This window comes from Microbulbifer sp. YPW16 (genome assembly GCF_021290385.1).
GTDB classification, from domain to species: Bacteria; Pseudomonadota; Gammaproteobacteria; order Pseudomonadales; family Cellvibrionaceae; genus Microbulbifer; species Microbulbifer zhoushanensis.
This window is the reverse complement of sequence record NZ_CP089928.1, coordinates 996445-1019677: the sequence shown is the minus strand read 5'-3', so window position 1 is coordinate 1019677 and position 23233 is coordinate 996445. Positions and strand designations below refer to the sequence as shown.

The 23233-nt window shown below is 63.6% G+C and carries 24 protein-coding genes; 9 read left to right on the top strand and 15 right to left on the bottom strand.

Going from position 1 to position 23233, the window contains the following annotated elements; translation table 11 throughout:
- Positions 1–5 precede the first annotated feature (5 nt).
- Genes LVE68_RS04455 through LVE68_RS04440 form a run of 4 tightly spaced genes read right to left on the bottom strand, consistent with a single transcriptional unit; the run spans position 6 to position 2796 of the window.
- Positions 6–1130 carry a 5-(carboxyamino)imidazole ribonucleotide synthase gene (locus LVE68_RS04455; RefSeq protein ID WP_233005829.1) on the bottom strand — a complete coding sequence of 375 codons (1125 nt, stop codon included), beginning with the start codon at positions 1128–1130 and terminating at the stop codon, positions 6–8.
- Between the two features lie 2 nt (positions 1131–1132).
- The gene (gene purE / locus LVE68_RS04450) at positions 1133–1597 is read right to left on the bottom strand and encodes a 5-(carboxyamino)imidazole ribonucleotide mutase (protein WP_255774794.1); all 465 of its coding nucleotides are present in this window, start codon (positions 1595–1597) and stop codon (positions 1133–1135) included.
- A 33-nt stretch (positions 1598–1630) separates the two neighbouring features.
- A complete protein-coding gene (locus tag LVE68_RS04445) occupies positions 1631–2581 on the bottom strand; it encodes a sodium-dependent bicarbonate transport family permease (protein ID WP_233005827.1) in 951 nt (316 codons plus the stop codon).
- A 2-nt stretch (positions 2582–2583) separates the two neighbouring features.
- The gene (locus LVE68_RS04440; RefSeq protein WP_233005826.1) at positions 2584–2796 is read right to left on the bottom strand and encodes a hypothetical protein; all 213 of its coding nucleotides are present in this window, start codon (positions 2794–2796) and stop codon (positions 2584–2586) included.
- A 111-nt stretch (positions 2797–2907) separates the two neighbouring features.
- On the opposite strand from LVE68_RS04440, the gene LVE68_RS04435 reads away from it, so the two are divergent.
- Positions 2908–3855, top strand: a complete 948-nt coding sequence (locus LVE68_RS04435; protein WP_233005825.1) for a LysR family transcriptional regulator — start codon at positions 2908–2910, stop codon at positions 3853–3855.
- A 41-nt stretch (positions 3856–3896) separates the two neighbouring features.
- On the opposite strand, the gene LVE68_RS04430 is transcribed toward LVE68_RS04435, so the two are convergent.
- The 3 genes from LVE68_RS04430 to LVE68_RS04420 form a co-directional block, all read right to left on the bottom strand.
- Positions 3897–4220, bottom strand: coding sequence for a hypothetical protein (locus tag LVE68_RS04430; RefSeq protein WP_233005824.1), 324 nt, complete (start codon positions 4218–4220; stop codon positions 3897–3899).
- 242 nt (positions 4221–4462) lie between these two features.
- Positions 4463–4741 carry a PepSY domain-containing protein gene (locus tag LVE68_RS04425; protein ID WP_233005823.1) on the bottom strand — a complete coding sequence of 93 codons (279 nt, stop codon included), beginning with the start codon at positions 4739–4741 and terminating at the stop codon, positions 4463–4465.
- Positions 4742–4830: 89 nt separating this feature from the next.
- A complete protein-coding gene (locus LVE68_RS04420; RefSeq protein WP_233005822.1) occupies positions 4831–5337 on the bottom strand; it encodes a hypothetical protein in 507 nt (168 codons plus the stop codon).
- A 197-nt stretch (positions 5338–5534) separates the two neighbouring features.
- Between LVE68_RS04420 and LVE68_RS04415 the strand changes: the two genes are divergently transcribed.
- Together LVE68_RS04415 and LVE68_RS04410 are read left to right on the top strand one after the other, a co-directional pair.
- The gene (locus LVE68_RS04415; protein WP_233005821.1) at positions 5535–6566 is read left to right on the top strand and encodes a Fe(3+) ABC transporter substrate-binding protein; all 1032 of its coding nucleotides are present in this window, start codon (positions 5535–5537) and stop codon (positions 6564–6566) included.
- A 94-nt stretch (positions 6567–6660) separates the two neighbouring features.
- Entirely contained in the window at positions 6661–8361 is a 1701-nt protein-coding gene (locus tag LVE68_RS04410; protein WP_233005820.1) for an ABC transporter permease, read from the top strand.
- A gap of 16 nt (positions 8362–8377) precedes the next feature.
- Here the strand turns inward: LVE68_RS04410 and LVE68_RS04405 are convergent, their stop codons facing one another.
- From LVE68_RS04405 to LVE68_RS04390, 4 genes are all read right to left on the bottom strand, one after another.
- Positions 8378–9439 (bottom strand): ABC transporter ATP-binding protein, encoded by a 1062-nt coding sequence (locus LVE68_RS04405; protein ID WP_233005819.1) that lies wholly within the window; start codon positions 9437–9439, stop codon positions 8378–8380.
- Positions 9440–9519: 80 nt separating this feature from the next.
- Complete coding sequence (gene bioA / locus LVE68_RS04400) at positions 9520–10794, bottom strand: adenosylmethionine--8-amino-7-oxononanoate transaminase (RefSeq protein ID WP_233005818.1); 1275 nt, start codon at positions 10792–10794, stop codon at positions 9520–9522.
- Positions 10795–10960: 166 nt separating this feature from the next.
- Positions 10961–13426 carry an ABC transporter permease gene (locus LVE68_RS04395; RefSeq protein WP_233005817.1) on the bottom strand — a complete coding sequence of 822 codons (2466 nt, stop codon included), beginning with the start codon at positions 13424–13426 and terminating at the stop codon, positions 10961–10963.
- The gene (locus LVE68_RS04390; RefSeq protein WP_233005816.1) at positions 13426–14151 is read right to left on the bottom strand and encodes an ABC transporter ATP-binding protein; all 726 of its coding nucleotides are present in this window, start codon (positions 14149–14151) and stop codon (positions 13426–13428) included. Before LVE68_RS04390 ends, LVE68_RS04395 begins: the two co-directional genes overlap by 1 nt.
- A 79-nt stretch (positions 14152–14230) precedes the next feature.
- Here LVE68_RS04390 and LVE68_RS04385 point away from each other — a divergent pair, with 79 nt between their 5' ends.
- Positions 14231–14905, top strand: coding sequence for an arylesterase (locus LVE68_RS04385; protein WP_233005815.1), 675 nt, complete (start codon positions 14231–14233; stop codon positions 14903–14905).
- 122 nt (positions 14906–15027) lie between these two features.
- A complete protein-coding gene (gene ttcA / locus LVE68_RS04380) occupies positions 15028–15960 on the top strand; it encodes a tRNA 2-thiocytidine(32) synthetase TtcA (RefSeq protein ID WP_233005814.1) in 933 nt (310 codons plus the stop codon).
- Here the strand turns inward: ttcA and LVE68_RS04375 are convergent.
- Positions 15842–16360, bottom strand: coding sequence for a hypothetical protein (locus tag LVE68_RS04375; protein WP_233005813.1), 519 nt, complete (start codon positions 16358–16360; stop codon positions 15842–15844). The genes ttcA and LVE68_RS04375 overlap by 119 nt on opposite strands.
- Positions 16361–16639: 279 nt before the next feature.
- Between LVE68_RS04375 and putP the strand changes: the two genes are divergently transcribed.
- The 3 genes from putP (at position 16640) to LVE68_RS04360 (ending at position 19362) form a co-directional block, all read left to right on the top strand.
- Positions 16640–18109 carry a sodium/proline symporter PutP gene (putP, locus tag LVE68_RS04370; protein WP_233005812.1) on the top strand — a complete coding sequence of 490 codons (1470 nt, stop codon included), beginning with the start codon at positions 16640–16642 and terminating at the stop codon, positions 18107–18109.
- Positions 18110–18283: 174 nt separating this feature from the next.
- A complete protein-coding gene (locus LVE68_RS04365; protein WP_233005811.1) occupies positions 18284–18796 on the top strand; it encodes an O-acetyl-ADP-ribose deacetylase in 513 nt (170 codons plus the stop codon).
- 101 nt (positions 18797–18897) lie between these two features.
- Positions 18898–19362, top strand: coding sequence for an Mpo1 family 2-hydroxy fatty acid dioxygenase (locus tag LVE68_RS04360; RefSeq protein ID WP_233005810.1), 465 nt, complete (start codon positions 18898–18900; stop codon positions 19360–19362).
- 70 nt (positions 19363–19432) lie between these two features.
- On the opposite strand, the gene LVE68_RS04355 is transcribed toward LVE68_RS04360, so the two are convergent.
- Positions 19433–19918 carry an Lrp/AsnC ligand binding domain-containing protein gene (locus LVE68_RS04355; protein WP_233005809.1) on the bottom strand — a complete coding sequence of 162 codons (486 nt, stop codon included), beginning with the start codon at positions 19916–19918 and terminating at the stop codon, positions 19433–19435.
- A gap of 202 nt (positions 19919–20120) precedes the next feature.
- On the opposite strand from LVE68_RS04355, the gene ald reads away from it, so the two are divergent.
- Positions 20121–21266, top strand: a complete 1146-nt coding sequence (gene ald / locus LVE68_RS04350) for an alanine dehydrogenase (protein ID WP_233005808.1) — start codon at positions 20121–20123, stop codon at positions 21264–21266.
- Between the two features lie 234 nt (positions 21267–21500).
- Here the strand turns inward: ald and LVE68_RS04345 are convergent, their stop codons facing one another.
- Positions 21501–22223, bottom strand: a complete 723-nt coding sequence (locus LVE68_RS04345) for a 16S rRNA (uracil(1498)-N(3))-methyltransferase (protein ID WP_233005807.1) — start codon at positions 22221–22223, stop codon at positions 21501–21503.
- A gap of 46 nt (positions 22224–22269) precedes the next feature.
- Entirely contained in the window at positions 22270–23115 is an 846-nt protein-coding gene (locus LVE68_RS04340; RefSeq protein ID WP_233005806.1) for a 6-carboxytetrahydropterin synthase, read from the bottom strand.
- Positions 23116–23233: the final 118 nt, after the last annotated feature.

The following is a 23233-nucleotide window of genomic DNA, read 5'->3' as shown; positions in this document are numbered from 1 at the left end:
CGTATTCAGGCGCTGGCCGCGAGCCGCGTCTGCCGCTCTGGGTACAGTTCCGCCAGTAGCTGCTCCACCCGCCGGTCCAGGCGCGCACTGACCTCGTCGAGCAGCAGGACGTGGCCCAGCTTGCGGCCCGGGCGCGGGGATTTTCCGTAAACCCACACACCCTCGTTGGGTGTCTCCGGAGCGGTATCAATGCCGAGCATATTGACCATGGCCGCCGGGCGATCGCAGTGGGTATCCCCCAGGGGCATATCCAGTATCGCCCGCAGGTGGTTGGCAAACTGGCTGGTGGCGGCGCCGCCCAGGCTCCAGTGGCCACTGTTGTGGACCCGCGGGGCCAGCTCGTTGACCAGCACACCGGAAGCGGTGACAAAGCATTCCATGGCGAGCACGCCCACATAGTCCCAGTCCCGCAGCAGTGTTTCCAGGTAGCGGTGTGCGGTATCCAGCTGTTCATCGTCCCGCTGTGGCACCGGTGCCCGTGAGACCAGCAGGGTGCCGTTCACATGCAGGTTTTCGGCCATGGCGTAGGTGCGGGTCTCGCCGCTGGCGCTGCGTACGCCAATGATGGAAACCTCGCGCGTGAAGGGCACGCCTTTTTCCACCACGCAGGGCAGGTTGCCAATCTCGCCGCGAATTTTTTCCAGCTGCGCCGGACTATCGATACGCCACTGGTTCTTGCCGTCATAGCCGCTTTCGCAGGCCTTGATAAACGCCGGGTAGCCGAGGTAACGGATTGCCCGGCTGATTTCGTGGGCGTCCCCGGCGGGGAGAAATGGTGCGACGGGAATCCCAGATTCCAGCAGTGAGAGTTTTTCCCGCAGGCGGTGCTGGGTCTTGGCCACGGCATCCGGACGCGGGTAAACCGGACAGAAATCTTCCAGCGCGCGCAGCAGGTCGAGGGGCACATCCTCGCGCTCGGTGGTGATTACTTCCGGGGAGCCAAGGGCCTGGTACAGCGCCGCGGGATCGGGGGCTTCACCTGCCCGGACGATTTCCCCGAGGCCTTTCACACAGGTGACATTTTCCTTTCCCAGCGCAATGAAAGCGAATTCCAGCCCGAGTGCCTGGCCCTCCTGAGCCATCATCCGGGCCAGCTGTCCGCAACCGATAATCCCGACACGGTGGTTCATGATTATTCGACCTCCAGCGGTACCTGTGCGCTCTGCTTTTCCCGCCAGGCGACGAGACGCTCTGCCAGTTGCTGATCGGCAAGCGACAGCATCTGTGCGGCCATCAGCCCGGCATTGAACGCGCCAGAGTTCCCCACCGCCTGTGTGGCGACGGCGATGCCTTTTGGCATTTGCACGATGGACAGGAGGCTATCCATCCCGGTCATGAATTTGCTTTCCACCGGTACGGCAATCACCGGCAGCGGGCTGAGTGCGGCGATCATGCCGGGCAGGTGAGCCGAGCCACCGGCACCGGCGATGATGACCTGGGTGCCGGCATCCCGGGCACGCTCGGCAAATTCCACCATCCGGTGGGGCGTGCGGTGCGCGGACACGACAGCCGCAGCGTGGGGAACTTCCAGGTCGGTGAGTGGCAGGGTCGCATTCTTCATGGTGGGCCAGTCGGAACGGGAGCCCATCACGATCATGACCTTTTCAAAATTGATTATTTCCACGTTGCGTTAACTCCAGTGTTGGACCAGTGCCAGGTAGGCCGGGATGGCCACCAGCACGTTGAAGGGAAAAGTGATTGCCAGTGACAGGGTGATCGACAGGCTGGCGTTGGCCTGAGGCAGTGCCACCGCCATGGCTGCCGGCACGGCAATGTAGGAGGCGCTGCTGCCGAGCACCGCCAGCAGCACGATGCCGCCGGGGCTCAGGCCCAGCAGGCCGGCGAGGGCGGCCCCCCCGGCGGCGCCGAGCAGCGGCATCAGTACGCCGAAGCTGAGCAGGAAGGCGCCCTGCCGGCGGATAGTGGGCAGGCGCTCCGCTGCCACCCGGCCCATCTCCAGCAGGAACAGCGCCAGCACGCCGTGGAACAGGTCGCCGAAGAAGGGCATCACCGATACGGTGCGGTCGCCGGCCCAGGCGCCGATGGCGATGCCTCCGAGTAGCAGGAGCACACCCTGGTTGAGGAATATCTCACGGATGATCTTGCCCCAGTCCGCGCCCCGGCTGGCGCCGCCGCTACTGGTTGCAGCTGTCCCTGCCAGCAGGATGCCGATAATGATGGCCGGTACTTCCAGCAGGGCCACGAACAGCGGGAAGTAGGCCTCGTAGTCGACCCCGCGGCTCTCCAGCAGGGCAATCGCCACGGCATAGGTGGCGACGCTCACCGAGCCATAGTGCGCTGCGGTGGCGGCGGCATCGATCCGCGACCAGCGGCCGATATAGCGGAGGATCGGGAATGCCACCAGGGGCAGCAGGGCGCCAAAGGCCACCACCGCCATGGATTGCGGCAGCAGGGTTGTGATGGGTGACTTGCTGAGGGCGGCGCCGCCTTTCAGGCCGATGGCCAGCAACAGGAAGATCACGCAGGACTTGTAGAGACTCTCCGGCAGGCGCAGGTCGCTGCGCACCAGCTGGGCGAAGGCCCCCAGGATGAAGAAGCCGACAACGATATCCAGCTGCATGCTCAGGCCACCCCATCGCGGACGGTGGCTCCGGCCGGTGCCGCTGGCCGGGCGGCCCTGCGCTCCAGCGCCCAGTATGCGCTATTGACCAGCAGGACCAGCAGGCCGGTGCCTGCCAGGGCGTTACCGGTGATCTCGGCCGCATTGAGTGTGATACCCAGTGCCGCCACGGCCGTGCCGACGGCCATACCAAACAGGAGTTGGGCTTTTGTCATGGTTCCCCCTTGTCACAGTGTCCGAATTGGCGCGCATTATCGACAAGGGCTTTAATAGATAAAAATAGATAATTAAAATACCTTCTATAGACTTTTGATTATAGGTGGCAAATGGTCTCTCACCGCGTTCATGCCCATATCGGCACCGTGCGGCAGCTGGAAATCATCCTGGTGGTATTTGAGCACCGCAGTATCAGTGCCGCCGCGCGCCAGCTGCACCTGACCCAGCCCAGTGTCTCCATGCAGCTGGCCAAGCTGGCCGATGCAGTGGGCCTGCCACTCTACTATTCGGTGGGCAGGCAGTTGCGTTTTACCGAGGCGGGGCTGGCCCTGGTGGAGAGCGCCCGCGAGATACTGCGCTGCTATGAATACCTGGACCTGAAGCTGGCGAACCTGCGCGGGCTGGAGACGGGCAGCCTGCACCTGGCGGTGGTGACCACGGCGAAATACTTTATCCCCCACCTGATCGGTGAGTTTTACGACCAGCACCCGCAGCTGGATATCCGCTTTCGCGTGGGCAACCGGCGCCAGATCATCGCGCGGACCGCCGAGGACGAGGATGACTTCTATGTATTCAGCCATCCGCCGGATAACCCGGACCTGGAACTGGTGGAGTTCCTGCCCAACCGGCTGGTTGCCATCGCCCCGGAAAACCATCCCCTGGCGGGCAAGAAGGATATCCCGCTGGCGGAGTTCGCCGGGCTCCCGTTCCTGCGCCGGGAGGAGGGCTCGGGTACCCGGCATGCGATCGAGCGATTCCTGGAGCGCGAGGGTGAGGAACTCAATGTGCGCATGACCATCGAGAGCAACGAAGCGATCAAGCACGCGGTCATGTCGGGACTCGGTGTGTCCATCCTGTCCGAACACACGCTGGCTTTTGGTGGCAGTGCGGGGCTGGCAGTACTGGATGTGCAGCAATTGCCAATCGATACGCGCTGGTACCTGGCGCGGCGTCACTCGCGCCCACTGTCCCCGGCGGCCCGGAGCTTCCTCGAGTATGCGCGGAACCTGGCCAGCAAGCCGTTTGATAGCGGGCTGGGGTTGTCACCGGCAGGCTGAGTAAAGGCGCCGATGTGATTGCGCGAGTTTCCTGTGACCGGTCAGCGCCCGTCGGCGGGCCGGTCAGACAGCACCCAGCCGGTATTGGGCTCCACCCGCAGGTGGCGGGCGCGATCGCCGCGATAGGCGATAATCGACCAGCGGCCGTTCTCGAATTCCATCGAGGTGATCGGGTGGTAACCCAGCGACCGCAGTCGCTGGCGCACGGTGGAAACTTCCAGTGCGATTACATCGGGTTCGTCCCCGTACAGGTCCTCGCTGTCATACAGGTTGATGTTGGGTTCGACCTGCGGATCCGGGGGGATGGGCATGGTGAGCCCCCCGGTGAGCAGGATGCTGGGCAGGATTCCGGACAACAGGCTCATAGCGCACTCCGAACCAACTGGAAAATATATGATTGGTAATGTGCGCCGCGGCGAATTCCAACAGGAATTTACCGGAAATATTATTTGGGGCTGACGCCTGTCTGCAGAGAGAAATTTACCAGCAATACCAGGTACGGCGAGGTATGCGCCGCAGGAGCTTAATCCTAGTGACCAGAGGCGTTGACCGGGGAGTGACGAGCAATCAGGGGGAGGGAGCCCGCCGCGAACGCGGCGGGAGGGTTTCAGTCAGCGGGCTTGTCGGAAAGAATTTCGCCGGAATTCGGGTCCACCTCAAGCTCACGTTTCTCGCCGGTTTTATAGGCCTCCACTTCCCAGCGCTCATCGCTGAGCGAGACTTCGATGATGGGAGTGTAGCCCTGCTGTTCCAGCTGTGTAAGCACTGTGGAAAGGGCCATGGCTCCGGGTGGTGGTTTTTCCTCATCTTCATCTGCGGCGAGTGCATGCGGCATTGAAGCCGAAGCAAAGAGAGCGGCCACCAGCAGGCTTCTCAACGGGTTCATGGAATCCTCCTGCGTGCAGGGGAGCCGGGGATGCGCATGGCAACCCCGGCCGGGCAATGCCGGATCGCCCCGGGCGGGGCGGGCGTCTGTCAGTAGGAGTCCGGCATCTTGTCGAAGCGGCTCTCCATCATGCTACACCACTCATCGCTGCCGCCATCCGGGCCGTGGGCGCCATCGCCACCGGTGAGTTTGTCCATGGCCACGAACCATTCATCACTGCCGACTTCTGGCGGGCCGTCGGGGTGCATCTCGTCCAGTTTGGCTTTCTTGTCCGGCATGGCCATGACTTTCTGGTTCAGCCAGACAAACCATTGGTCGGTACAGACCTCCACCTCTGAGGTATCTCCCATTTGCGGGCCGGTGGTTTCCTGGTCGTCGGGCGAGGTGGCGTCACCGGGCATGTCCTGGGATTGGTCAGACTCGGGCATGCTGTCCATATCAGAGGTGCCGCCAGCATCCATGTCGGAAGTGCTTTCAGCCGGGGTTTCCCTCTCGAACTCAATGGTCTCGCTTTCGGTCTCGGCTTCCTCTTTGGGGCCACACCCGCCGAGGGCCAGGGGCAGTGCCAGAGCCAGCAGGGGCAAATAGCGGTTCATATCGTCTCCTCGGGTTCAGGGGTTAGCGTTCGGTGTTGTGATTCAAAGCATAGGTTGAAATATGCGACTTTGCAGGAAAATTTCCCGGCTCGCGGTGCCGGGGCAGGCGAAAGTTGACTTTGGCTTCATTAGAAATGAGAATCCTTCTCAAAGTGCAGTGCCGTCACTGTATCCACAAACAGTAAAAGGGACATTGGATGATCGCGCGTGTTTTCTGCCGTCTTACCACCGCAGCGGTGGCCCTGGGCGTTGCCATGGGCAGCGTTGCCGCCGAGCAGGTCAATATTTACTCATATCGCCAGCCGTTCCTGATCGAGCCGGTGCTGGACAGGTTCACCGAAGAGACCGGTATCGAAACCCGTGTGGTCTACGCCAGCAAGGGACTCAATGAGCGCCTGCAGCGCGAGGGGCGCAACAGCCCCGCGGACCTGGTGCTGACCTCCAATACCAGTAACCTGGTGGAGCTGGTGGACAAGGGGCTGACCCAGCCCGTTGAATCGGAAGTGCTGGAGGAGAATATACCGGCCCAGTTCCGGGACCGGGAGGACCACTGGTTCGGGCTGACCACCCGCGCGCGCTTGATTTATGCCTCCAAGGACCGGGTCAAGCCGGGGGAGATTACCCGCTACGAGGAACTGGCGGACCCGAAGTGGAAAGGCCGTATCTGTACTCGCAGTGGCAAGCACCCCTACAACCTGTCCCTGTTTGCCTCCATGATTGCCCACCATGGGGAGAAAGAGACCAAAAAATGGCTGGAGGGTCTCAAGGCGAACCTGGCGCGCAAGCCGCAGGGTAACGATCGCGCCCAGGTAAAGGCCATCAGTGAGGGTGTCTGTGACCTGTCGCTGGGCAACAGCTACTACTTCGGCAAGATGATCACCAACAAAGAGGAGCCGGAGCAGGTGGACTGGGCGAAGTCTGTCAACCTGGTGTTCCCCAACCAGGAAGACCGCGGTACCCATATGTTTATCTCCGGTGCGGCGCTGACCAAGTATGCGCCCAACCGCGACAATGCGGTCAAGCTGCTGGAATTCCTCTCCGGCGAGCAGGCCCAGTACCTGTATGCGGAGAAGAACTTCGAGTTCCCGGTGCGTCCGGGGACGCAGCGCTCCGACCTCATCAACCAGTATATGGGTGAGTTCAAGGAAGACGATATCAGCCTGACGGAAATCGGCTCCCATGTGCCCACCGCGTCAAAGTTGGTGGATGAAGTCGGTTTTGACTTTTAGTTTGGACAAGGTGCCGGTCCACGGGCCGGCGATATAAGCTGTCAGATGATGGAAGCGCGGCCCGGGCGGGTCGCGCTTTTTGCGTATGGTGAACATGCAGAATAATTTCTCCGCCGCCGGGGCCGATGCCTCTGGCCGGAGCTGGCTGGTGCTCGTGGCCGCGGTGGCGCTGCTGGTGGCACTTCCGGTGCTGGCGATATTCTGGCTGGCGTTTTTTCCCGAGGAGAATATCTGGCCGCACCTGCTGGAAACGGTGTTCTTCCACTATGTGTCCGAGACCCTGGTGTTGGCGGCGGGAGTGGGCTTCTTCACCCTGGTGACCGGGGTGGGCGCGGCCTGGCTGGTGACCATGTGCCGGTTTCCCGGGCGCGGCTTTTTCGAGTGGGCGTTACTGTTGCCATTCGCCGTGCCCGCCTATGTTATTGCTTACGTGTACACCGACTTGCTGGAGTACGCCGGGCCGGTACAGGGGGCCCTGCGTGACTGGTTTGGCTGGCAGACGGCGCGGGACTACTGGTTCCCGGAGATCCGCAGCATGGGCGGCGCCATCGCCATGTTGTCACTGGTGCTCTATCCCTATGTCTACATGCTCGCGCGCGCGGCCTTCCTGGAACAGTGCGGCAGTATCCGCGCGGCCAGCCGGGCCCTCGGCTGTTCTCCCTGGCAGAGTTTCCTGCGGGTATCCCTGCCGATGGCGCGACCGGCCATCGCCGTGGGCCTGTCCCTGGTACTGATGGAAACCCTGAACGACTTCGGTACGGTGGACTTTTTTGCGGTGCGCACCCTGAGTGTGGGGATCTACGATACCTGGCTCAGCCGCGGCAACCTGGGCGGGGCGGCGCAGATTGCCTGCAGTACGCTGGTGTTTGTGGTGTTGCTGATCTCGCTGGAACGGCTCGGCCGGGCGCGCCAGCGGCACTATGTGCAATCGCCCGCGCGCAACGAAGATACCTATCGGCTGCGCGCAAGTGGCGCCTGGCTGGCGTGTGGTTTCTGCCTGCTGCTCCTTGTCGCCGGCTTCGGTGTGCCGCTGCTGGTGTTGGGCAGTTATGCCCTGGGGAATTTTGCCAGTTACTGGACGGATGATTTTATCGGCATCGCGGGCAACAGTTTTGCGCTGTCGGCCGGGGCCGCTGCCTGCACCGCCCTGCTGGGGCTTATACTGGCTTACGGCAAGCGCCTGTTTCCCACCCGCGCGGTCAGGGTACTGGTCAGCTTCGCGCGGCTGGGCTACGCCATGCCCGGCGCAGTGATGGCGATCGGGGTGCTGATTCCGCTGGGGGCTTTCGACAACACACTGGATGCGTTTATGCGCAGCCAGTTCGGGGTTTCCACGGGCCTGCTCCTGAGCGGCACGGTGTTCGCCATCCTGTTTGCCTACACGGCGCGCTTCCTCGCGGTCTCGGCCGGGGCGGCGGAAACCAGCCTGGAGAAAGTCACCCCGTCGATGGATCGGGCCGCCCGGGCCCTGGGCCGCAATAGCTGGCAGACCCTGTGGTATGTGCACCTGCCGCTGGTGCGCGCGGGACTGCTGAGCGGTGCATTGGTGGTGTTCGTCGACTGCATGAAAGAACTGCCGGCAACCCTGCTGCTGCGCCCGTTCGGCTTTGAGACCCTGGCTACCTATGTTTACCAGTTCGCCTCTGACGAGATGCTGGAGCGCTCGGCATTGGGCGCGCTGATGATCGTGCTGGTGGGGCTGCTGCCGGTGATCCTGCTCAGCCGCTCAATGGGACGGAAGGGGCGGGCGGCCGGGCCGGAGTTGCTGCGGGAGACCGAGGCCCCGGCACTGTAGCGAGACTGGCCGGCGCTCAGGTGTGGCCGCGGCCCCGGGCAAATACCAGTGGGCCTTCCATGCGCAGGGCGATTTCCTGGCCTGGTGCAATGTCCACCGGGCTTTCCAGGTTGGCCTCAATGGTGCGACCGCCCGGCAGCCGGAAGCGATACAGGGCGCTGTCGCCGAGAAAGTGCTTTTCCACCACCTGTACCGTGACTGCGCGGTGGTGCTCGCCCGCGACCAGGTCGCCGCTGCGGGCGAAAATATCCACGTGGGAACCAGCGGGCCGGTCGGTATCACGGATCTCCACCTGTCCCAGTTCCGTATCCACCAGCCCTGGCTGCACCACCTTGCCCCGGAGCAGGTTGCCCTCGCCGACGATCCGCGCCACCCCGGTGGTGGCCGGTGTGCGGTAAACAGTTTCCGGTGTATCCCATTGCTGCAGGCGCCCATGGGTAATAACCCCGATCCGGTCCCCGGCAATAAACGCCTCGCTGCGGTCGTGGGTGACGATCAGTGCCGAGGTGCCGGTTTCGCGCAGGATATGGCGCACCTCCCTGGCAAGACTGCGCCGCAGCTCGGTATCCAGGTTGGAGAACGGCTCGTCCATCAACAGCAGCCGCGGGCGTGGTGCCAGGGCCCGGGCCAGTGCCACGCGCTGCTGCTGGCCACCGGACAGCTGGTGGGGGAAGTGGCCGGCGTATTCCTGCAGGTGCACAAGCTCCAGCATTTCCTCGACGCGGGCCCGCTGTTCCGCCCGGGGCATCCCCGCCAGTCCGAAAGCCAGGTTACCGGCGACGGACAGGTGCGGGAAGAGGGCGTAGTCCTGGAATACCACGCCCACCTGGCGTTTCTCCGGCGGCAGGGCCGCGGTGGGAGTGGAGATGACCTCTCCATCCAGGGAGATGCTGCCGTGGAAAATGGGCTGGAAGCCGGCAATGGCATGCAGCAGTGTGGTCTTGCCGCAGCCACTGGGGCCCAGCAGGCAGCCGATCTCCCCCTGGTGCAGGGTGAGGGAAACGGCTTCCAGGATCACCCGCTTTCCATAACGGCATTCCAGGTCGGCGATTTGTAATAGCGGCTGCACTCGGTTCACTCAATCAAACGAATCTTATTGCTGCAGGAGCCTGCTTCCAGGCTCCCGCGGGCGATTTGTAATATCGGGTTGCTGGACGATCAGGCCTGCTGCCGGCCCAGTACTTCCACCATCGCTGTGGTCAGCTGGCTGAGCTCCTCGCGCTCGATGATATATGGCGGCATGGCGTACACCATACGGCCGAACGGGCGTAGCCATACGCCGCGTTCGATCAGGGCCTCCTGTACCCGCTGCATGTCTACCGGCTCGCGCATTTCCACTACACCGATAGCGCCGAGGCTGCGCACGTCCTGGACGGCGCTGTTGTCGGCCAGCGGGGCCAGTTCGTCGCGCAGTTGGTTCTCGATTGCGCTGACCCGTTCCTGCCAGGGGCCGGCGAGCAGCAGGTCGATGCTGGCATTGGAGACCGCACAGGCCAGCGGGTTACCCATGAATGTGGGGCCGTGCATGAATACACCCGCCTCGCCGCGGCAGATCCCCTCGGCGACGCGGTCGGTGCACAGGGTGGCGGCGAGGGTCATGGTGCCGCCGGTCAGGGCCTTGCCCAGGGTAAGGATATCCGGGCTGATTCCGGCATGCTCACAGGCGAACAGTTTGCCGCTGCGGCCGAAACCGGTGGCGATTTCATCGGCGATCAGTAGCAGGTCGAACTCGTCGCAGAGTGCCCGCACGCGCCGGAGGTACTCCGGCGAATAAAACCGCATGCCGCCGGCGCCCTGGACAATCGGTTCCAGGATCAGTGCCGCCAGCTGGTGTTGGTTTTCCTCGATCACCTGGCGCAGTTCGGCGATATCCTCATCATTGCACGGTTCCTCGAATCGCGGACCCGGCGCTGGCGCGAACAGGTGCCCGGTGAGGTGACTGGCAAACAGGTGATGCATGCCGGTGACCGGGTCGCAGGTGGCCATGGCACCGAAGGTATCGCCGTGATAGCCATTGCGCAGGGCCAGCAGCCGGTTCTTTTCGCTCTTGCCCTGCGACTGCCAGTATTGCAGGGCCATCTTGATCGACACTTCCACGGATACCGAGCCGGAGTCGGCGAGGAAGACCCGCTGCAGTGGCTCGGGGGTGATGTCCACCAGCTTGCGGCACAGCTCGATCGCCGGCTCGTGGGTGAGGCCACCGAACATCACATGCGACATCTTCTCCATCTGCTCACGGGCGGCGCGGTTGAGTTCCGGCACGTTATAGCCGTGCAGGGCGCACCACCAGGACGACATGCCATCGATCAGGCCGCGACCGTCCTCCAGGTAGAAACGCACACCCTCGGCGCGGGCGACCGGATACACCGGCGGAGGGGCGATCAGTGAGGAGTAGGGGTGCCAGATATGCTTGCGATCGAAATCGAGATCCATAGAAACAGCAATGATTGTGGTGAGTGACAACCCCGTGGCGCGCCGGGGCAAAGGCGACATTGTACCGTTTTTGCGGGAGTAGCCCACGGCAGGGACCAGCGGCGCGACCGCGGCGGGAGCCGGTAAGGTCGCGTCGACAGGTCCCTGCCGCGGGGGAGGGCAGTTATCAGGCCAGCTCGCGCAGTACTTTCAGCGGCGGCTGGCTGACCGAGCTGCGGCAGGCCAGGGTGCCGGCGATGCCCACCAGCAGGGCGCCGGCAATGGGGCCGGCCAGCCACAACAGCGGGTGCAGGCTGAACGGCAACTCGAACACCCGCATCGCCAGTACCGCCAGCGTTGCCTCGGCGCCGATGGCGGCCAGCAGCCCGGCGGCGATGCCGAGGAGGCCGAACTCGATCACCAGGCTCTTCAGCAGCAGGCCGCGGCGGCCGCCGAGTGTGCGGATGATGGCCGCCTCCTGCAAGCGCTCGGCAATGCTGGAGCGCACACCGGAGATCAGCACCAGGACCCCGGCCACCAGCATCAGCGCCATCACCGACTCAATGGCCAGGGAGACCTGCCCGATGGTGTCGCGAATGCGCTCGATGATCTTGTCCAGCTCGATCAGGCTGACACTGGGGAAATTGCGTACCAGGTCGTTGACCAGCAGTTTCTGGTCTGCCGGTAGGTAAAAACTGGTGATATAGGTGGCCGGGAAATCATCCAGTGTTCCGGGAGCGAACAGCATGTAGAAATTGGGCCGCATACTGTTCCAGTCCAGCGAGCGCAGGCTGGCGATATGGGTCTCGACTTCCAGGCCGCCAATCGAGAAGCGCAGCTTGTCGCCCAGGGCCAGGTTCAGGCGCGCCGCCAGTTCCACCTCCACGGAGACGCCCTCATCAGCCCTGTCCCACCAATCACCGGCGACGATGCGGTTATCCGGCGCCAGGTTTTCGGTCCAGCTCAGGTTCAGTTCGCGGCGCAGGGCCCCGGCCTGCTCCTCGCGCCCTGTCGCCGGCACATCGTTGATGGCCACCAGGCGGCCGCGGACCATGGGATAGATTTCGGTGGCCGCGATGCCGTTCTCATCCAGCAATGCCTGCAGTCGCTCCACATCATGGGGAGCGATATTGAACATGAAATGGTTGGGGGCGTTCTCTGGCAACTGCATGCGCCACTCTTCGATCAGCGTGGTGCGGGCGAACACCAGGGCCAGCATCGCCAGCAGGCCGGTGCCAAATGCGGCGATCAGCAGGGTATTGAAGGCCGCGCGCCGCTGCAGGCTGCCCAGCGCGATCCGCCAGGCGCCGCCCAGGGAGGCCAGCTGGCCGCGCACCAGCAGCTGGTTCACCAGCGCGCTGCCACCCACCAGCAGGGCCATGCCGGCAAACAGGGCCAGGGTGATGGGCAGGCTGCCCGACAGCCACCAGATCAGGAGCAGCATACTGGTGGGCCCCATGACCATGCCCAGCCATTCGCGCCGGTCCGGATTGCTCCAGTCGCGGCGCAGGGTCTGCATGGGGTCGGTCCGGGCCAGCCGGAACAACGGCGGCAGGGCAAAACCGAAGGCGCAGGCAAATCCGGTAGCCAGGCCCACCAGCAGCGGGTTCCAGCTGCTGGGCGGCGGCTCCACCGGGAAGAAATCGGCCATCAGGCTGACCGCCTGGGCCTGGATCAGGCTCCCGATCAGCAGCCCGACGACAGTGGCACACAATGCCAGGGCGACCAGCTGGCCGATGTAGATCTGCAGCACCTTGGCGCGGCCCGCCCCCAGGCTTTTCATTACCGCCACGTAGGCGGTGTGGCGCAGGCTGTAGCGGCGCGCCGCCAGGCCCACTGCCACGCTGGCGAGCAGCACGGCCAGGCTGCCAGCCAGGAACAGGAAGCTCTCGGCCCGGTCCAGCGCAGAGGCCACCCGCGGCTGGCCCTCGCGCAGGTCGATCACCCGCTGGTGCTCGGTCAGGCGCGGCTCCAGCCACTTGAAGTAACTCTCCAGTGCCGCGTCGTCGCCGGCGAACAGGTAGCGGTAGCGCACGCGGCTGCCGGGCTGGATGATGTTGGTGGCGGGCAGGTCGGCGATATTCATCATCACCCGCGCGCCCATGGAAAACAGGTTGTCGCTGCGGTCGGGTTCGTGGTCCAGCAGGCCGGTTACCAGCAGTTCCGCCTCGCCCACCTGCAGCCGGTCGCCCATCTGCAGTTCCAGCAGCGGCAGCAGGCGCGGTTCCAGCCATACCTCGCCAGTGCCGGGTCCCTGCGACACCACCTCCCTGGGGGCATCGGCGGCGGTGCGCATTTCCAGGTGGCCCACCAGCGGGTAACCGGCGCTGACCGCCTTGATGGCGGCAAACTGGAACTGCTCGCCGGCGGAGAGCATGGATGCGAAAGATACTGTTTCGGCCCGTTCCAGGCCGCGATCGCGGGCCTCATCGGTCCATGCGGGATCGACCGGCTTGCTGCTGCGGACGACCCGTTCGGCCGCCAGGAAGGTCTGCGACTGGATATGCATGGCGCGGGTCAGGCGGTCACTGAAGTGCGCAATCGCCGTTACGCAGGCCACTGCCAGCACCAGTGCGGTGGCAATCAGGGCCAGTTCGCCACCGCGCCAGTCGCGGCCGAGCAGTTTCAGCGGCAGGGTGGGGGTCGCGGCCATCAGGCAGATACCTCCGACAGGTTGCCGCCATCCCTCGGTTGCAGGTCGGCGCCCTGGATCTCCCCGGCGGCCATGCGCAGGTGGGAATGGCAGCGCTCTGCCAGGCGCTGTTCGTGGGTGACCAGTACCAGGGTGGTGGCGGATTCGGCATTGAGCTCGAACAGCAGGTCGATCACCTTCTCGCCGTTGCCGGCATCCAGACTGCCGGTGGGTTCATCGGCAAACAGGATGCCATCGTTACCGGAGAAGCTGGCGAACGCGCGGGCAATGGCCACCCGCTGTTGCTCGCCCCCGGATAGCTGCCGGGGATAGTGGCCCAGGCGATGCTCCAGGCCTACGCGCCCGAGGAACTCGGCGGCGCGCCCGGCGGCGTTGCGGTCGCCCCGCAGTTCGCTGGGCAGCATCACATTTTCCTGGGCGGTAAGGCCCGGCAGTAGCTGGAATGTCTGGAACACAAAGCCCACGCAGCGGGCCCTGACCGCTGCCCGTTGCTCCTCGTCCATGGCTGTGATCTCATCGCCCGCCAGCCAGATCCTGCCTTCGGTGGGCCGGTCCAGTCCCGCCAGCAGGCCCAGTAGGGTGGACTTGCCGGAGCCGGACGCGCCGGTGATGGCCAGACTCTCGCCGCGGGCCAATTGCAGGGAAATATTATTTAATAGGGTCAGTGGGCCCTCACTGGTGGGTACCCGGTGAGAGAGGCTCTCGGCCCTCAACATAGCGGACATGCGACTTCCTTAACCTTGCGTACTGTCTGGGATACAGGGATTCTTGTGCTTATACGACGAAAGCAGTGGAGAGTATGACATGACGACAGAATTTTTCCGGCAGCGACTCTGGCAGCTCGGCGTATGCCTGCTGCTGTTGGTCCCGTTGGGCCAGGCGGACGCGCGCGCCGGGGAGAAGCTGCTGGTGTTGGGCGACAGCGTCAGCGCCGCATACGGTATGGATGAGTCCCAGGGCTGGGTCGAGCTGATGCGCACACGGCTGCAGGAAGAGGGCCGTGATGTGGAAGTGGTCAACGCCAGCGTCAGCGGGGAAACCACCTCCGGTGGCCTGGCGCGCCTGCCCCGGCTGCTGGAAGAACACAGCCCCAGCTGGCTGATCGTGGAGCTGGGTGGCAACGATGGCCTGCGCGGCTACCCGCCGCGGGCCCTGCAGAATAACCTGCAACAGATGGTACAGATGGCCCGGGAGGAGGGCGCGGGTGTCCTGCTGCTGGGTATGCGCATGCCTCCGAATTATGGCGCCGCTTATACCAATGCCTTTGCGGCGGTTTACCCCGAGGTGGCGAAGGCGGAGGAGGTAGCGCTGGTGCCCTTTTTCCTGGAGCCGGTGGCGCTCGAGGAGGGCGGCATGCAGACCGATGGCATCCACCCGTCCGTGGCGGCACAGCCGGCGCTGCTGGAGCATATCTGGCCGTGTGTGGAATCGCTGATCGAGGGTGGGACCGTCGGGTCAGAGAAACTGTGCAAGCCCTGAGCGAAATGCGTACAATCGCGCACCTGAGCCGTGCGGGTGCATGGCCCTGACTTGTAGGGGCGGACCTGCTGTCCGCCCGGGGGCGTCCGCCCCTGGCTGAACCGGTCTGATAGAGAAGCACCATGTCCGAACTGGAAAACCGCCGCGAGCGGCTGGAATTCAACAAACTGCAAAAGCGCCTGCGCCGCCATGTGGGCCGTGCCATCGCCGACTTCAGCATGATTGAAGAGGGCGACAAGATCATGGTGTGCCTGTCCGGTGGCAAGGACTCCTATGCCATGCTGGATATCCTGCTTAATCTGCAGAAAACGGCGCCGGTGCGGTTCGAGCTGGTGGCAGTCAACATGGACCAGAAGCAGCCGGGCTTTCCCGAGCACGTACTGCCGGAGTACCTGGAATCACTCGGCGTCCCCTACCACATCGTGGAGAAAGACACCTATTCAGTGGTGAAGGAAGTGGTACCCGAGGGCAAGACCACCTGTGGCCTCTGCTCGCGCCTGCGTCGCGGCACCCTGTACGGGTTCGCCGAGGAGATCGGTGCCACCAAGGTGGCGCTGGGCCACCACAAGGACGATATCGTCGAGACCCTGTTCCTGAACATGTTCTATGGCGGGCGCCTCAAGGCCATGCCGCCCAAGCTGCGCGCCGACGATGGCCGCAATATCGTGATCCGCCCGCTGGCCTACTGCCGCGAGGAGGACATCGAGAAGTTCGCCGAACACAAGCAGTTCCCCATCATTCCCTGCAACCTGTGCGGCAGCCAGGAAAACCTCCAGCGCCAGGCCATCAAACAGATGCTGCGGGAGTGGGATCGCAAGTTCCCGGGACGCTCGGAGAATATCTTTGCCGCACTGACCCGGGTCTCCCCGTCGCAGCTGGCGGATACGGAGCTCTACGACTTCAACAGCCTGGAACTGGACCGCTCGCAGCCGGCCGCTAGCGAGCCGTCTGGGCGCTCAATTGAGCGGCAGGTGCACTCCTGGGTGCCTGGCGAGTGGGAGCCTGAGCCTGGGCAGGAAGAGGCGCCGCGCTATATTGACGCGCTGAATCTGTAGCGTCACCCAGAACCAGGCCGGTGTAGCTGCGCACATAGTCACGGGCGCTGGCGACTGGGCCGTGGTGGAAGTGGCGGTGCCACAGCTTGGCCATGGCGCGGATGTTGCCGTCTTCGACCCGCTCGACGCCGGCAGCGCGATAGATCAGCCAGGCGATTGCCGTTGCGTAGCGCAGGTTGGTGGTGAGTTCGCTGTGGGGGTGGTCAAGGAAGTCCCGCTGGCTGGCCAGTCCCCGAACCTTGGAGGCCAGGGCAGGGTAGTCAATCAGGAACTTGTCCCAGATTTCCCGGTGGGTATGGGGCTGGATCTGGTACAGCCCCAGGCCATGGCGCCGGCCGAGTTTCAGGTGGAAGCCGAGCTGTGATTCCTGCGCGGCCGTGCCCAGTAGCAGGTTTTCCATGCCGGCTGACCATGCCCGCAGATGCTTGAGTGTGGGACGAATGACCAGAAGCCGTAATTCGTCCAGACAAATGCCCATAATGTTGTCAGGTTTTTCCGTGTCTACCCCAATGTTTAGTTTGTGGTTTGAGTTGCCGCCAGCTAATGGGTAGATTTGCGCGCAATAAACACAAAAACCGGCCGCAGAACCTATCCGGAAGCTCGCTGGCGCAATAATTTGTATTCGTGCGTCGCGCCACGGGTCAGCTGCTGTGGTCACCAAGGATCAAGGAACCACCCTATGTCTGGACAATGGCTTATTGCGCTTACCTTTGTCGCCTACCTGGCGATGATCCTGGCCATCGGTGTCTACGCCTACCTGCGCACCCGTAACGCCAGTGACTACTTCCTCGGCGGTCGCTCGCTGCCGCCGGCGGTGGCGGCACTCAGTGCCGGTGCCTCGGACATGAGTGGCTGGCTGCTGCTGGGGCTGCCCGGGGCGGCCTATGCCAGTGGCCTGTCTTCGGCCTGGATTGCGCTGGGACTGTTTTCCGGCATTGTGCTGAGCTGGACCACCATGGCCCGGCGCCTGCGTATCTATACCTACGAACTGGACGACGCCCTGACTGTGCCGGCCTACCTGCACCGGCGGTTCAACCTGGGCCACCCCTACCTGCGCACGGTGTGTGCATTCTTTATCCTGCTGTTTTTCCTGTTTTACGTTGCCTCCGGCCTGATTGCCGGCGGCAAGCTGTTCGAGACAGTGTTTGGCTGGGACTACGAGTGGGCGGTGCTGATCGGTGCCGCGGCGGTAATCTCCTACACGCTGTTCGGTGGTTTCCTGGCCGTGTCCTGGACCGACGTGATCCAGGGCCTGCTGATGAGCCTGGCGCTGGTGGCGGTTCCACTGGTGGTGATCAATGATGAGGGCGGCTTTGCAGCCAGCTGGGGCCAGCTGCACGACAAGGTGCCGGAGCTGATGCACTGGATGCAGGACAACACCGGCCAGGCACTGGGTGTAGCGGCGGTGCTGAGTTCGCTGGCCTGGGGCCTGGGTTATTTCGGCCAGCCGCATATCGTGGCGCGGTTTATGGCGGTCCGCCGCCCGGAGGATGTGCCTGCGGCGGCCACCGTGGCGGCGATCTGGTCGCTGTTTGGTTTCCTCGGGGCCATGTCCGTGGGCCTGTTCGGCCACCTGGAACTGGCGCAGACACTGCCGGATGGCGAGCGCGTATTCATGGCGCTGGTGGAGGCCCTGTTCCACCCACTGGTAGCCGGTATCCTGCTGGCAGCGATCCTGTCGGCCATCATGAGTACCGCTGACTCGCAACTGCTGGTGAGCTCTGCCGCGCTGGCCGAGGATATCTACCATGTATGGTTCGGGCGCAAGACGACCCCGGAGGCGATGGTCAAGGTGGGCCGCTGGGCGGTGGTGGCGCTGTCCCTGATTGCCGTGGCGGTGGCCATGGACCCGGAATCCAAGGTGCTGGACGTGGTGGCTTATGCCTGGGCGGGCCTGGGCGCGGCGTTCGGCCCCGCCACACTGATCAGCCTGTTCTGGTCGCGTATGACTGGCGCCGGGGCGATTGCCGGCGTGATTGTCGGCGGCCTCACGGTGGTGGTCTGGCGCCAGCTGTCCGGTGGTATCTTCGACCTCTATGAACTGCTGCCGGGCTTCATTCTCTCTGCAGCTGCTATCGTGATAGTTAGTGCGGCGACGAAATGTCCCGCCGCGGTGGCAGCGCGCCACCGGCAGCTGTTGGGCTCCTGAGGGCGCCCGCCTGCCGTACGCGCTGCCGGGGCTGTCCGGACGGCGTGGGATACGCCTGTCCGGCAGCGTTCTCAGTGGCCGTCCCCGCCGTCGCATGCCGGCAGCGGGGCAGCTGTAGAGCGAAAAGGATGTCCATCCGCAGCGATTCGTTTAATAAGCGGTTGGAGATACTGAGTGATCGAAGTCCATGTCGGTGATATCACTCGATTGCAGGTTGATGTAATCGTCAATGCCGCCAACCAGCGGCTGGCCGGTGGTGGTGGCGTAGACGGCGCCATTCACCGGGCCGCGGGCCCGGAATTGTCCGAGGCCTGCCGCAAGTTAGGTGGCTGTCCTGTAGGTGAGGTACGTGCCACCCCCGCCTTCGAGATTCCTGTCAGGCGTATCTATCACACGGTCGGGCCGGTCTGGCGCGGCGGTAACCTGGGGGAACCGGAGTTGCTGGCGAGTTGCTACCGGCACTGCCTGGCCCTGGCCCGTCGTGAACATATCCGCTCGATTGCTTTCCCCGCCATCAGTTGTGGTGTCTACGATTACCCGCCGGAGCAGGCCGTGGAAATCGCCGTGGAAGAGGTGCAGTCGCACCTGGAGCGGGATACTGCACCGGGGCGAATCGTATTCTGCTGTTTCGATGAATCCATGGCAGAGCTCTACCGGTTGCAGCTGGATGCGGTGGTGCGGCGCTAGCCCGCCGCGTTGCGTGCGGACCCGGGGATATTGATTCCCGGGCGCCGCTGCCCGATGATTGGGACCTCCAGAAGAGAACGATAACAATACGAGGTGAGAGCATGCGCACGGCAGAGCAGTGGTTCGCGGAATATGGTGAGAGCCACCAGAACCCGGTAAACAAGGCGATTCACTGGCTGGCGGTGCCGGCCATCTACGCGACTGTAGTGGGGCTGCTGTGGGAGATCCCACAGCCCGGCTTTATGGCAGCCATATCCTGGCTGAACTGGGCCGTGGTGGCCCTGGTCCCCACGCTGGCCTTCTACCTGATGTTGTCTTTTCCCGTGGCGCTGGGCATGGCCGCGCTGAGTGCGGTGTGTTTCTGGGGCTGGGGCGTGGCCGACCGGATCGGTATTCCGGTATGGCAGACGGCGCTGGGAATCTTTGTGGTGATGTGGGTGCTGCAGTTTGTCGGCCACCATGTCGAGGGCAAAAAACCGTCTTTCTTCAAGGACCTCCAGTTCCTGCTGATCGGCCCCGCGTGGGTGATCGGTTTCGTCTATCGCGCGCTCGGCATCCGCTACTGAGCCAGTCACCGGCCGGGCAACAACGGGCCCGGCCACACCGTTCTACCCGGTACCGGCAGTGCGGGCCGCGCTAGCGGTTGTAGTGCACCGGAACCTCCAGGGTTTCCTTTACTTCCTCCATCACCACGTAACTGGTGCATTCCTGCACCTCCGGCAGGGTCAGCAGTGTCTCGCCGTAGAACCGTCGGTAGGCGCTCATGTCGGCCACCCGCGCCTTGATCAGGTAGTCGAAGTTCCCCGACACCAGGTAGCACTCCTGTACCTCCGGCAGCTCTGCCACTGCGTTGCGGAATTCCTCGAATGCGTCCTGGGCCGAGCGATTCAGGCGGATCTGCACGAACACCACCAGCGCGGCATCGAGGAACTCCGGGTTGATCAGGGTGGTATAGCCCTGGATCACCCCGTCGCTTTCCAGGCGCTTGACCCGTTCTACGCAGGGAGTCGCGGTAAGGCCTACCTGGCGCGCCAGTTCGGCGTAGCTGGTGCGGCCATTCTTTTGCAGGACCCGCAGGATATTGCGGTCGATGGTGCTGAGTTCACTGGCGCGTTTGCGCATCTGGGGGCTCCGGGTTGGTCAGTTTGCTTAAAAAGCGGCCTTTTGAGTGCCATAAATAGTGGATTCCACTAGTTAAGCAGAAAATCTTACATAAATACACTTACTGGCTGTTCTTATACTGGGTGAAATCACAGAGACAGGGTGCTGAACCCGTCACCTGACTAAAACCGGCGCATCAGCCAGAACACTGGGAGAGATAACAATGTTGATCGGTGTACCGAAAGAGATTAAGAACCACGAATACCGCATTGGCCTGACGCCGGCGAGTGTTCGTGAGCTCATCAGCCACGGTCACGAGGTGATCGTGCAGAAAGATGGTGGTTCTGCCATCGGCTTTACTGACGAGATGTACGAGCAGGCTGGTGCCAAGATCATCGACACGCCTGAAGAGATCTTCGCCAGCGCCGACATGATCGTCAAGGTCAAAGAGCCGCAGCCGCACGAGTGCGAAATGCTGCGCCCCGGCCAGCTGCTGTACACCTACCTGCACCTGGCCCCGGATCCCAAGCAGACCGAGCTGCTGGTGAAGTCCGGTGCCACCTGCATCGCCTACGAGACCGTCACCGACCGCACCGGCGGCCTGCCGCTGCTGGCGCCGATGTCCGAGGTTGCCGGTCGCATGTCAGTACAGTGTGGCGCCCACCACCTGGAAAAAGCCCAGGGCGGCCTGGGTGTACTGCTGGGCGGTGTGCCCGGTGTTGCCCCGGCCAAGGTGCTGATCATCGGCGGTGGTGTCGTGGGCACCAACGCGGCCAAGATGGCGCTGGGTATGGGTGCTGACGTCACTATCCTGGACCGCTCCCTGCCGCGCCTGCGCCAGCTGGACGATATCTTCGGCGGCGCCGTGCGCACCGAGTATTCCACCAACGACGCGATCGAGCAGCATGCGCTGGAAGCGGACATGGTTGTCGGAGCAGTACTGATCCCGGGTGCCGCTGCACCCAAGCTGCTGACCCGCGACATGATCAGCCGCATGAAGAAAGGTGCCGTGGTTGTGGACGTGGCCATCGACCAGGGCGGTTGCTTCGAAACCTCCAAGGCGACCACCCACCAGGAGCCGACCTACGTTGTCGACGGTGTGGTGCACTACTGCGTGGCCAACATGCCGGGCGGCGTTGCGCGCACCTCCACCATGGCCCTGAACAACGCCACCCTGCCGTACGCTGTGGCGCTGGCCAACAAGGGCGCCAAGCAGGCACTGCTGGACGACGCCAACCTGCTGGAGGGCCTCAACGTCCACGCCGGCATGGTTACCTACCAGGCGGTTGCCGATGTGCTGGGCTACGAGTATGTGGACCCGAAACTGGCGCTGCAGAAAGATGCAGCGGCGGAAGGTGCGGCGGCCTGAGCCCCGCACCGCAAGAGTTAACGCGAACTGACGTTGCTTGTGATGCTGCCGGGCACTTTCCGGCAGCTTAGGGAGTTTCTCCCCGGGGGCAGGGTATGCCCCCACTCTGTGAGACCCGGTGGCTCAAACCACCAGTTTAGTGCCGCGTTTTTACGCGGCTTTTTTATGTCCGGAAATCGGGGAAAACGGGAGCACAGGGGAGGATCGTGAGGTTTTCGAGGGGCGGGCTGGTCCTCAGCGACCGGGGTACAGCCTTGACAGCAGTACCGGCAGGGCGGTCTCAACCCGCAATATGCGCGGGCCCAGGTGGACGGGGGCAAATCCCTGCTGCTGCAGTTTTTCCACTTCATACGGGATGAATCCGCCCTCGGGCCCCACTGCCAGGGTTACCGGGTGTTGCACATCGACGGGGCAGGGCCCGGCGGATACCGGGTGGGCCACCAGGGCCTCGGTGCCGGCGATGATGCCCGGAAGTTCATCCTCCACAAACGGCTTGAAGCGCTTGCGCAGCTCGATGCGGGGCATCACCGTATCCACGGCCTGTTCCAGCCCCAGCAGCCACTGTTCCCGCAGTTTCTCCGCTTCCAGCCACGGGGTCTGCCAGTAGGACTTCTCCACCCGGTAGGCGTTAACCAGGTAGATTTCCTTGGCGCCCATCGCCGTGGCGTGCTGGATGATGCGCTTGAGCATTTTCGGGCGCGGGAGCGCCAGTACCAGCTTCAGGGGCAGCGCTGAGGGTGGTTGCCGCGCATCAGTGAAGGAGACCTCCAGTTCGACCTGTTCGTCATCCAGTGCCGTCACTTCTGCGGTGCCGATGTGGCCATTCAGCAGGCCTACACGCAGCTGCTCCCCGGGGGCTGCGCGGTGGACGGTGCGGATATGCCCGGCGCGGCGGTCACGGAGCCGGGCGCGCTCCGGGGAGATAAAGTCTTCCGGGTGCAGGAGGATCAGGTTCACGGCGGGCAGTCTCTGGCTTCGCGGCAGGGGAAGGATACTGGGCGTGTCAGCGGCGGGCGCTCGCCACCGCGCCCTTGCCCAGTCCCTCGAAGGCCCGCACACGCACCTCGTGCCCGGGTTCGTCGGCGGCAATGGTGTTGGCGATATACATGGCCAGCTGCTCCACCGTGGTGTCGCAGTCGACCAGCTCGCAGCAGTCAGCAGGGATTTCCAGTGCAAACTCTCCCTGTTGTGCGCGATAGGCGAAGTTCAGCGGGTCGCCATTGCCATCCGGAACCAGGTCTTCCCGCGTGCCCAGGTAGATGTCCCGCCAGCGTTCGGCCCACTTCTCTTCCCAGCGGGCACTGCGCTCGCCGTTGACGAACACCTGGATACGGGAGCGATGGCCGTGGGCAATGCGCTGGCAATTGCCGCCGTGCTTTTTCAGGCCGTGGCTGTAGTGGTAGAAAGCATCGTTGATCTCTTCACAGCTGAAGGACAGCTTCAACTGCTCCACGCTGGTGGGGAAGGCGCTGGCGAGCTGGGCAACACTCCAGGCTGCCACACTGCCCATATCGATAATGTCTGCCTCGACCAGGGCGAAGGCCTGGCGGGGACCGCTGACCTTGATATGCCTGCCACTGTCGAGCCGCCAGTCCACCGAGACGCGGTCACCGTTCTCTTCGAGCACCAGGTGGGGTGAGCCGGTCGGGACCAGCAGGCGGTGGTCCAGCTCCTCGTCCAGCCAGTGGCGCAGGGTCTTCTTGACGACACCGAAGTCACACACCATGCCCTGTTCATCCAGTGCGCCGTCCAGCGCGGCGTTTGCCAGCCAGGTCTCGCCCACCAGGCCACGGTGATGGTCCAGGTAGCTGAAATCGATGTTGATCAGGTTGTCGACAAAGAGGTGCATGAGGTTCCTCAGGCGTTGAAACTTCCGGGTTTACTGCGGTGCACAGTATAACCTGAATAGGGGGGTGGAACTCGCGCCTGTGAGTCTCTATAATCGCGCCCTCTTCGGCAGTGAAGCA

Coding starts and splice junctions, on each gene's coding strand:
- LVE68_RS04455 (WP_233005829.1), bottom strand. CDS start 1,130: ATGAACCACCGTGTCGGGATTATCGGTTGCGGACAGCTGGCCCGGATG.
- purE (WP_255774794.1), bottom strand. CDS start 1,597: ATGATCGTGATGGGCTCCCGTTCCGACTGGCCCACCATGAAGAATGCG.
- LVE68_RS04445 (WP_233005827.1), bottom strand. CDS start 2,581: ATGCAGCTGGATATCGTTGTCGGCTTCTTCATCCTGGGGGCCTTCGCC.
- LVE68_RS04440 (WP_233005826.1), bottom strand. CDS start 2,796: ATGACAAAAGCCCAACTCCTGTTTGGTATGGCCGTCGGCACGGCCGTG.
- LVE68_RS04435 (WP_233005825.1), top strand. CDS start 2,908: ATGGTCTCTCACCGCGTTCATGCCCATATCGGCACCGTGCGGCAGCTG.
- LVE68_RS04430 (WP_233005824.1), bottom strand. CDS start 4,220: ATGAGCCTGTTGTCCGGAATCCTGCCCAGCATCCTGCTCACCGGGGGG.
- LVE68_RS04425 (WP_233005823.1), bottom strand. CDS start 4,741: ATGAACCCGTTGAGAAGCCTGCTGGTGGCCGCTCTCTTTGCTTCGGCT.
- LVE68_RS04420 (WP_233005822.1), bottom strand. CDS start 5,337: ATGAACCGCTATTTGCCCCTGCTGGCTCTGGCACTGCCCCTGGCCCTC.
- LVE68_RS04415 (WP_233005821.1), top strand. CDS start 5,535: ATGATCGCGCGTGTTTTCTGCCGTCTTACCACCGCAGCGGTGGCCCTG.
- LVE68_RS04410 (WP_233005820.1), top strand. CDS start 6,661: ATGCAGAATAATTTCTCCGCCGCCGGGGCCGATGCCTCTGGCCGGAGC.
- bioA (WP_233005818.1), bottom strand. CDS start 10,794: ATGGATCTCGATTTCGATCGCAAGCATATCTGGCACCCCTACTCCTCA.
- LVE68_RS04395 (WP_233005817.1), bottom strand. CDS start 13,426: ATGGCCGCGACCCCCACCCTGCCGCTGAAACTGCTCGGCCGCGACTGG.
- LVE68_RS04390 (WP_233005816.1), bottom strand. CDS start 14,151: ATGTCCGCTATGTTGAGGGCCGAGAGCCTCTCTCACCGGGTACCCACC.
- LVE68_RS04385 (WP_233005815.1), top strand. CDS start 14,231: ATGACGACAGAATTTTTCCGGCAGCGACTCTGGCAGCTCGGCGTATGC.
- ttcA (WP_233005814.1), top strand. CDS start 15,028: ATGTCCGAACTGGAAAACCGCCGCGAGCGGCTGGAATTCAACAAACTG.
- LVE68_RS04375 (WP_233005813.1), bottom strand. CDS start 16,360: ATGGAAAACCTGCTACTGGGCACGGCCGCGCAGGAATCACAGCTCGGC.
- putP (WP_233005812.1), top strand. CDS start 16,640: ATGTCTGGACAATGGCTTATTGCGCTTACCTTTGTCGCCTACCTGGCG.
- LVE68_RS04360 (WP_233005810.1), top strand. CDS start 18,898: ATGCGCACGGCAGAGCAGTGGTTCGCGGAATATGGTGAGAGCCACCAG.
- LVE68_RS04355 (WP_233005809.1), bottom strand. CDS start 19,918: ATGCGCAAACGCGCCAGTGAACTCAGCACCATCGACCGCAATATCCTG.
- ald (WP_233005808.1), top strand. CDS start 20,121: ATGTTGATCGGTGTACCGAAAGAGATTAAGAACCACGAATACCGCATT.
- LVE68_RS04340 (WP_233005806.1), bottom strand. CDS start 23,115: ATGCACCTCTTTGTCGACAACCTGATCAACATCGATTTCAGCTACCTG.